General features: G+C 45.7%; 4 protein-coding genes. 3 read left to right on the plus strand and 1 reads right to left on the minus strand.

Annotated features, from left to right (window positions below):
* A partial coding sequence (locus ACEW8S_RS13785) for a thioredoxin family protein (protein WP_373518723.1) occupies positions 1 to 529 on the plus strand: 529 nt, incomplete at its 5' end.
* 41 nt (positions 530 to 570) lie between these two features.
* On the opposite strand, the gene ACEW8S_RS13790 is transcribed toward ACEW8S_RS13785, so the two are convergent.
* A complete protein-coding gene (locus ACEW8S_RS13790) occupies positions 571 to 1134 on the minus strand; it encodes a YfiT family bacillithiol transferase (protein ID WP_373518726.1) in 564 nt (187 codons plus the stop codon).
* A 109-nt stretch (positions 1135 to 1243) separates the two neighbouring features.
* On the opposite strand from ACEW8S_RS13790, the gene ACEW8S_RS13795 reads away from it, so the two are divergent.
* The gene (locus ACEW8S_RS13795) at positions 1244 to 1882 is read left to right on the plus strand and encodes a peroxiredoxin (RefSeq protein WP_373518724.1); all 639 of its coding nucleotides are present in this window, start codon (positions 1244 to 1246) and stop codon (positions 1880 to 1882) included.
* 165 nt (positions 1883 to 2047) lie between these two features.
* Positions 2048 to 2896: a hypothetical protein gene (locus ACEW8S_RS13800; protein ID WP_373518725.1), complete on the plus strand. Its 849-nt coding sequence runs from the start codon at positions 2048 to 2050 to the stop codon at positions 2894 to 2896.
* Positions 2897 to 2962 lie beyond the last annotated feature (66 nt).

Raw genomic sequence — 2962 nt, forward strand, 5'->3', positions numbered from 1 at the left:
CCTCGGAACGACCGCCCCGGAATTCAGTCTACAGGATACCGTAATCGAAAAGACCGTAAACCTACAAGCCGTGAAAGGGGATAAGGGAACGGTAATTATGTTCATCTGCAACCACTGTCCGTTCGTAAAGCACGTCAATCCCGAAATCGTACAATTGGCTGCAGCCTATCAGGAAAAAGGCATCGGTTTTATCGCAATTTCCAGCAACGATGTTGAAAACTATCCGCAGGATGCTCCCGAACTGATGAAAGAAAACGCAAAACAAGCGGGGTATACCTTCCCCTATCTCTACGATGCGACCCAAGAAACGGCAAAGGCCTACGACGCCGCCTGCACCCCCGATTTCTACCTTTTCGATGCGAATCTGGAATTGGTCTACCGCGGCCAGATGGACGATTCCCGACCAGGCAACGGACTCCCACTGACAGGGAACGATTTGAGGAGTGCTTTGGATGCGCTTCTTTCAGGTAAAGAGGTTGATCCAAACCAGAAACCCAGTATCGGCTGCAATATTAAATGGAAATCGTAAAATGTTTTCAGTAGCCGGTCGCGGTTGGCAGTAATAAATTTTCATTGCTGGCTGTTGACCTCCCTATCAAAAGATTTCTTGATCAAATTCTGAATATGCCCATAGTGATGGTTGCCATGCCAGGCGTAGCGACCGATATTTTCATCGAGCGGGGATTGCACATTACCCTCGGGGTGGATAAAAATCCGTTGTAGGTGATACCTTGAAAGTCCCTTTAAAAGATACACCAACTTGGCATGAACCGCACTTAAGTGGTGTAACGAAAGTTCTATGGGCGCAGATTTGGCATCGAACAGATCGGACCAGGCTTTTTCGTCGTAGGGCTTTATGATGGGCTTATCTTCGGTCAGGGCCCATTTAAAGCGGTTGTAGCTGTTGTGATGGCTGTCCGCCATGTGGTGCACCGTTTGTCGTACTGTCCATCCACCGGGGCGATAGGGCGTTTCGAGTTGTTCTTCCGAAAGGTTTTCTACCAATTTCCTTAATCGCTCAGGGAGGCTCTCCATATTCTCGATCCATCCCGCAATATGGGCATCGGTGATTTCTTCCGGTATATCGTACTTTCCGATGGGGTATTTTAGTTTTTCCAAATCTTTGTTTTCCATCATCTAAAAGTACTAAACTTTAATACATTTTTAACCATTACCCTATGGAGATTCCTGTTTAATCTACTAGATTTATAGGATAAATATTAATCCAATAAAACATACCACAATGGCAACAATACGATTAGGCGACAAAGCACCCGATTTTACGGCGGACAGCTCCATGGGAGAAATCAACCTCTACGATTATCTCGGCGATAGCTGGGGTATTCTTTTCTCGCATCCAGCGGATTTTACGCCCGTATGTACCACCGAATTGGGCACTACGGCAAAATTCAAGGGGGAATTCGACAAACGCAACGTAAAAATGTTGGCGCTCAGCGTCGATGACGCCGCCTCGCACAAAGAATGGATAAAGGACATCAACGAAGTGAACGACACCACGGTCAATTTTCCGATTATCGCCGATACGGATCGAAAGGTTTCCGACCTCTACGATATGATTCATCCGAAGGCCGATGATACGCTTACGGTTCGCTCGGTCTTTATCATCGCTCCCGATAGAACGGTAAAACTGATGTTGACCTATCCCGCCTCTACAGGCCGTAATTTTTACGAGCTGCTGCGAGTCGTCGATTCGTTACAGCTCACCGCAAATCACAAAGTGGCAACACCCGCCAATTGGAAAAACGGGGAAGACGTTGTCGTGAGTCCGGCCATTTCTACCAAAGATGCCGTCGATATGTTCAAAAAAGGCGTAAAGGAAGTCAAACCCTATTTAAGGATGACACCGGATCCTACGATGTAATTTCACCGATTCAACTTCCTCAAACGATTTCATCGACACTATCGAAAGGCCATCAAAATCTATCCGATTTGATGGTCTTTTTTTTTGTAGACGGCCTATTTTGACGGTACTTATTACGTTTAATTACCGTATTATTCCTAACTTGTATGATGAAATGCCGTGCAGATGTCTTCCTCCTCTAAGAAAAAAATACTGCTTTTACCGTGTATCGCGGTCCTTCTTGGCAGCTGTGTCAACCTAAAGCATGTCGGCAAGTTCTCCGAAACCTCGATCGAAGGTATCGAACAGTACGAGACCATTTCTCCGACTTTCACAAAAGTCTGCCTGCAAGACTGTCAACAGGGGCACATACGTACGCTGGAAATTCATAATACGGACTGCGATTGCGCCCAAAACCAGAAGGCCGATAGTATTACCCAAGTAATCTACAACGCCCCAAGAGATTATTTTTATGGATTGGCGGACCTCAGCCAAAACGAACTTACCAACTATAAAACGGACGATTTCACGAAAGCCTTAGCCACCGGGGATTTTGGACCTATACAACTGAAAGAGACCGATGTGCAGGCCTATTCCGATATATCCACGCTACTGCTTCGGGCCTTTACGGATAGCTACCGTCGAAAAAAGATAAAGGAATACGTTGCCCAGGCCCACGGCCCCCTATTAAAGTTGCTCCGTTTTTTGGAACTTAATCTCACCGGAAATCTAAGCGGAAAACTGGAGGTACAAAAAAGCGGACTCAAGAATTTCTATTTTGATTTTTTAAAGGATAAAAGATTATCGGACTATGAACGCACCAAGTTCGCAGAGGATTATTTCCGGAGGATTTCGGAAATAACAGCCCAACAAAAAGAGCTGGAAACGTTTGCTGAAATTTTGCAGGAAATCGCAGAAGCCCACACTACCTTATATAACAATGTCAGCAATATGACCAATAAAGAAGCAAGAAAAGAATTGGAGCGCTACGGCCGACAAATGAATAATACTGTTTCTTCGTTGCGCCGGATGTGAGCGGAATGGCCTGGTCTGTTGATTTTGGTGTTACCTTTGAGAACACCCGGTCATCTGACCGCGGTT

The sequence above is a fragment of the Pricia sp. genome (assembly GCF_041745955.1).
In the GTDB taxonomy this organism is placed as follows: Bacteria; Bacteroidota; Bacteroidia; order Flavobacteriales; family Flavobacteriaceae; genus Pricia.

Excerpts from the sequence above, each read along its gene's own strand:
- ACEW8S_RS13800 (WP_373518725.1), top strand. The coding sequence starts at position 2,048 with ATGTCTTCCTCCTCTAAGAAAAAAATACTGCTTTTACCGTGTATCGCG.
- ACEW8S_RS13795 (WP_373518724.1), top strand. The coding sequence starts at position 1,244 with ATGGCAACAATACGATTAGGCGACAAAGCACCCGATTTTACGGCGGAC.
- ACEW8S_RS13790 (WP_373518726.1), bottom strand. The coding sequence starts at position 1,134 with ATGGAAAACAAAGATTTGGAAAAACTAAAATACCCCATCGGAAAGTAC.